The 6,063-nt window shown below is 36.9% G+C and carries 7 protein-coding genes; all 7 read right to left on the bottom strand.

Annotated features, from left to right (window positions below; translation table 11 throughout):
• The coding region (gene groL / locus ACZQCL_RS05435) for a chaperonin GroEL (RefSeq protein ID WP_482482094.1) at positions 1-1,345 on the bottom strand (1,345 nt) is incomplete at its 3' end.
• A gap of 16 nt (positions 1,346-1,361) precedes the next feature.
• Positions 1,362-1,622, bottom strand: coding sequence for a co-chaperone GroES (locus ACZQCL_RS05430; protein ID WP_117572063.1), 261 nt, complete (start codon positions 1,620-1,622; stop codon positions 1,362-1,364).
• A gap of 112 nt (positions 1,623-1,734) precedes the next feature.
• Positions 1,735-2,130, bottom strand: a complete 396-nt coding sequence (gene atpC, locus ACZQCL_RS05425) for an ATP synthase F1 subunit epsilon (RefSeq protein WP_117926253.1) — start codon at positions 2,128-2,130, stop codon at positions 1,735-1,737.
• A 2-nt stretch (positions 2,131-2,132) separates the two neighbouring features.
• Positions 2,133-3,533, bottom strand: a complete 1,401-nt coding sequence (gene atpD, locus ACZQCL_RS05420) for a F0F1 ATP synthase subunit beta (protein WP_117926255.1) — start codon at positions 3,531-3,533, stop codon at positions 2,133-2,135.
• Between the two features lie 12 nt (positions 3,534-3,545).
• Complete coding sequence (gene atpG, locus ACZQCL_RS05415; RefSeq protein WP_118114295.1) at positions 3,546-4,394, bottom strand: ATP synthase F1 subunit gamma; 849 nt, start codon at positions 4,392-4,394, stop codon at positions 3,546-3,548.
• Positions 4,381-5,916: a F0F1 ATP synthase subunit alpha gene (gene atpA, locus ACZQCL_RS05410; protein ID WP_117572067.1), complete on the bottom strand. Its 1,536-nt coding sequence runs from the start codon at positions 5,914-5,916 to the stop codon at positions 4,381-4,383. Before atpA ends, atpG begins: the two co-directional genes overlap by 14 nt.
• A gap of 12 nt (positions 5,917-5,928) precedes the next feature.
• On the bottom strand, positions 5,929-6,063 hold a 135-nt coding region (locus ACZQCL_RS05405), incomplete at its 5' end, for a F0F1 ATP synthase subunit delta (protein ID WP_482482096.1).

Genomic DNA, 6,063 nt, shown 5'->3' with positions numbered 1-6,063 from the left:
GAGCTAACAATGCATCAAATACAACTTTAATACCTTTTTGTACATCAACTACATCCGATTTTACTTCATCTTTCAAAGCAACATATGCCTTTACTAAACAAGCTCCACCACCAACTACAATACCTTCACTAACAGCAGCACGAGTTGAGTTCAACGCATCTTCAATACGAAGTTTCTTTTCTTTCAATTCACTTTCAGTTGCAGCACCCACTTTAATGATCGCAACACCATTTGATAATTTACCTAAACGCTCTGCCATACGTTTCTTATCATAATCACTTGTAGTGTTTTCCATTTGTGCTTCAATTTCAGCTACACGAGCAGCCACATCTTCTTTACTTCCAGCTCCACCAATCATTGTTGTATTATCTTTTGTGACAACAATCTTTTTAACTGTACCCAAATCCGATAACTGCATATCTTTTAATTCCATATTCAAATCTTTTGAATAGAATTTAGCACCTGTCATAATCGCAATATCTTGCAACATTTCTTTTTGGTTGTCACCAAAGCCTGGAGCTTTAGTCGCAACTACATTGAATGTTCCACGAAGTTTATTTAATGCCAAAGTAGAAACTACTTCATTTTCTAAATCTTCCGCAATAATCAATAACGCACGATTTGCCTGAACCAATTGTTCAAGTAAAGGTAAGATTTCCTGAATGTTTGTAATCTTTTGATCCGTTACTAATACATAAGCATTTTCCATTGTAGCTTCCATTTTTTCACGATCACTCACCATATATGGAGAAACATAGCCCTTGTCATACTGCATACCTTCACTAATTTCAAGTTCTGTTTCAAATCCCTTTGAATCATCTGTTGAAATAACACCATCACGACCAACTTTTTCCATCGCATCCGCAATAATCTTACCAATTTCTTCCGATCCAGATGAAATTGTCGCAACATTGGCAATATCTTTACTGCTTTCTACTTTTTTAGACACGGACAAGATATACTCGCTCACAGCCTTAGCTGCTTTTTCAATACCTTCACGCATCAATACAGGATTTGCTCCACGATCCACTTGACGTAAACCATTTTCAATCATACTTTGAGCTAAAATTGTAGCTGTTGTTGTTCCATCTCCAGCTGTATCATTTGTCTTATTGGCAACTTCATATACCAATTTAGCACCCATATTTTCAAACTTATCTTCCAATTCAATTTCTTTGGCAATACTTACACCATCATTTGTGATCAATGGGGATCCATATTCCTTTTCAAGAACAACATTACGTCCTTTAGGACCTAAAGTAACACGAACTGCATTTGCTAATGTGTTAACACCTCTTAACATGGATTCACGAGCATCTTTTGAAAAACGTACTTCTTTAGCCATAATTCATTACCTCCTACTACTTACTTACTGCAATGATATCTTCATCTTTGATGACAATGAATTCTTCATCATCAATCTTCATTGTGGTTCCTGAATATTCTTTATATAAAACTTTATCTCCACAAGCATATCCAGCATCTTTAACATCTGCACCAATACTTGCGACAACTGCAAGCTTTGACTTTTCTTTTCCACTTGTCAAAATGATTCCACTTGCCGTAGTTTTTTCTTCTTTCTCTTTCTTTAATAAAACATAATCATGTAAAGGTTGTAACATAATTCATCCTCCTTTTAGCACTTAACTGTTCTAACTGCTAAATACTATTATACTCATTTTTAGCACTGATGCAACAAGTTTGCTAAAATTTAATAAAAGAAAATGGCGAGGATTACTCGCCATATACATGAATTCTATTAATTGCTCTTTCCAATGATAACTGAGCTCTTTTTAGATTTGTATCTGAATCTTTTTTCTCTAAACGCTCTTTAGCACGTTCCATTGATTTTTTTGCACGCTCAAGATCGATATCTTTTTTTCCTTCGATCGCATCAGCTAGAATCATGCCTTCATTTTTGTTGAATTGTAAAAAGCCACCAGAAATCGCAAAGATTTCTTCTTCATCATTTTCGTTTTTCAAAACAAGCTTACAAGGCACCAAAGATGCAAAGATAGGCATGTGATTTGGTAAAATTGTTGTTTCTCCAACCACCGTCTTTACATGGATACTTTTGACTTCCTGCTTTAAATATTCGCCTTTTGGTGTTACTACTTTAAAAGCAATCATGACTATTCACCAGCCATTTTTTTAGCTTTTTCCTGTGCTTCTTCAATTGTTCCAACAAACATGAATGCTTGTTCTGGAAGATCATCAAATTCACCTGCTAATAAGCGTTCGAAACTGCGAATTGTATCTTCCAAAGGTACATATTTTCCAGGAATACCAGAGAATACTTCGGCAACATTAAATGGTTGAGACAAGAAGTTACGAACACGACGTGCACGGTTAACAACTTTCTTATCTTCTTCACTTAATTCATCCATACCTAAGATGGCAATGATATCCTGTAAATCTTTATATCTCTGTAGAATATTTTGAACTCCACGGGCTACTTTATAGTGCTTTTCACCAACTACAAGTGGATCCAAAATACGTGAACTTGATTCAAGTGGATCTACGGCAGGATAAATACCTAATGCCGCAATGTCACGGTCTAATACCGTTTTTGCATCCAAGTGAGAGAATGTTGTTGCTGGAGCTGGGTCAGTCAAATCATCCGCAGGCACATAAATAGCCTGTACAGAAGTGATAGAGCCATCTTTTGTTGATGTGATTCTTTCTTGCAACTGTCCCATTTCTGTAGCTAATGTAGGCTGATATCCTACAGCACTAGGAACACGTCCTAATAAGGCACTAACTTCAGATCCTGCCTGTGTAAAACGGAAGATATTATCAATAAACAATAATACGTCCTGGTGTTCTACATCACGGAAATATTCTGCCATTGTTAGACCAGTTAATCCAACACGCATTCTGGCTCCTGGACTTTCATTCATCTGTCCATAAACCAATACTGTTTTATCTAATACGCCGCTGTCTTTCATCTCGTGATACATATCATTTCCTTCACGAGTTCTTTCTCCAACGCCTACTACAACGGATTTACCACCATGTTCTTTGGCAATATTGTGGATCAACTCTTGAATCAATACGGTTTTACCTACTCCGGCACCACCGAACAATCCAATCTTACCACCCTTTGCGTAAGGACATAGTAAGTCAATAACTTTAATACCTGTTTCCAATGGTTCGCTTGTTGTACTTTGTTCATCAAATGCTGGTGCCTTTCTATGAATTGGCATAGTTTGAGCATCTACATCACCTAAACCATCAATTGGTTTACCCAAAACATTAAACATACGACCCAATACATTTTCTCCGACAGGAGCCTGAATTGGTTTTTTAGTATCAATGGCATCCATACCACGAACCAAACCATCTGTACTTCCCATCGCAATACAACGTACTCTATCAGCACCGATATCTTGTTCGACTTCTACAATTAGATTTTCTTCATTTGGGCGTTCAATTTCAATTGCCGTTAATAAATCTGGTAAATTATTTTGTGAAAATTGAATATCCACAACCGGACCAATGATCTCAACGACTTTTCCAATATTTTGACTCATGTTTACCCTCCTTTATGAAAGTGCATTTGCACCACCGACAATTTCAGTGATTTCTTGCGTGATAGCTCCTTGACGTACACGGTTATATGCAAGTTCAAGATTATCCTGCAATTCTTCTGCATTGTCAGTTGCACTCTCCATTGCCATTCTTCGAGAAGCCTGTTCACTTGTTTTACTCTCTAGATAACGAGAATAAAGGATTGATTTTGTCACCATAGGAATCATGTTTTGTAACATGGTTTCCTTATCTGGTTCAAAAATCATATCCGCATGCATACCTGACTTCTTTTCTTCCTGAGGCTTAGAAACAGGTAAAACCGTTTCTAAAGTAGGAACAAATGTCAATGTGTTCTTATAGTGCGTATATAAAATTTGAATTTTTGAAATTTCTTTCTTTTCAAACAAGTCTAATGCATCCTGCATACATTTCGATAAAGCATCATATACATCATCCTCGTCAAGATCACTTAATACATTTTTAACGTTGTAGTTTCTTTTTGAAATCCATGCAGAACCACGAATCCCTATCATAACTACATGATCCTTTTCAGAAAACTCATCTTGTATCATACGATACACGTTTGCGTTGTAGCCACCACAAAGTCCCATATCACTTGTGATCACAAAGATAAAGCTTGGCTTTCCTTGATTCTCATTTAAATACATAGAATCATCTCCAGCACTACGAAGTACCATTGTGAATAGTTCTTGAAGACCTTGTGCATAACTACGGTTTTCTTCCATAATTTGTCTTTGTCTAGTTAATTTACTTGAAGCAATCAGCTGCATTGCTTTTGTGATTTTTTTAGTTGAACTAACGGAACTGATTCGGGCTTGAATAGCCTGTCTACTCTGTGCCATGTTGCGCACCCTTTTCTAGTGCATATTGTTTTGCGTATGCATCCAAAGCCTTCTTAATATCCGCTTCTAATTCATCGTCAATTGCCTTTTTCATTTCAATCTGATCTAAAACATAAGGATATTCACGATGTACATACTCCAACATTCCTTGTTCAAATTCACCAACTTGGTCTACTTCAACAGGTTTTAAATATCTATTTTTTGCAGCATACAAAGATAATACTTGTTCAGGCACTGTTAATGGTGAATATTGTTTTTGAATCAATAATTGAGTTAATCTTGCACCATGATCCAATACATCTTTTGTACTCGCATCCAAATCTGAACCAAACTTCGCAAAAGATTCCATTTCACGATATTGAGCTAGTTCAAGCTTTAATGAACCAGAAACCTGTTTCATAGCTTTTGTCTGTGCAGCACTACCTACACGACTTACACTTAAACCACTATCTACACTTGGACGAACGCCTTCATTAAACATATCTGTTTTCAAGAAAATCTGTCCATCCGTAATTGAAATTACGTTTGTAGGAATATAGGCAGAGATATCTCCGGCCTGTGTTTCAATAATTGGTAAAGCTGTTAAAGATCCACCACCATAATTCTCATTTAAACGTGCAGCACGCTCTAATAAACGTGAATGTAAGTAGAATACATCTCCAGGATACGCTTCACGTCCAGGAGGACGACGAAGAAGTAAAGACAGTGTACGGTAAGCTACGGCATGTTTTGATAAGTCATCATAAACAATTAATACGTCTTCTCCGTTTTCCATCCATTCTTCACCCATTGCACAACCTGCATAAGGTGCAATATATTGTAATGGCGCTGCTTCAGATGCAGTAGCCGCTACGATCGTAGTATATTCCATAGCTCCGTGTTGTTTTAATTTTTCAACGATTTGAGCTACAGTACTTGCCTTTTGACCAATCGCTACATAAATACATTTTACATTTTGACCTTTTTGATTCAAAATCGTATCGATTGCGATTGCTGTTTTACCAGTCTGACGGTCACCAATGATCAACTCACGTTGTCCACGACCAATTGGAATCATAGAGTCAATAATTTTTAAACCCGTTTGTAATGGAACCGATACACTCTTTCTTGTCATTACACCTGGGGCCACACGTTCTACTGGACGTGTTCTATCTGTTTTGATTTCACCTAAACCATCAATCGGTTGTCCTAATGCATTGACAACACGACCCATCAAACTATCACCAACTGGAACTTCAATGATGTGACCTGTACGTTTTACAACGTCACCTTCTTTGATATCGGAATTATCACCTAGTAATACGACACCTACTTGTTCGTCTTCTAAGTTCATGACCATACCATATACATCGTGAGGGAATAACAACAATTCACTCATCATGGCATTTTTCAATCCATATACCGTTGCGATACCATCACCTACTGTTAGGATAGTACCACTTTCATTCATTTCAAGATCCTGGTCGATACTTTGAATCTGAGCTTTGATTAATTTTGAAATCTCTGCTGGATTTAAACTCATCATATCACCTGCTTATCTATTAATTGCTTCCTTCATTGCGTCAATCTTCGCAATGACCGTATTATCCATCACTAAATCATTTGCCTGTACTTTAATACCTGCAATCAAAGATGGATCCACTTGTACTTCAAGTTCAAGTGTCTTATT

This window comes from Holdemanella sp., from assembly GCF_056804935.1.
This window is presented reverse-complemented; position numbering and strand designations above follow the sequence as displayed.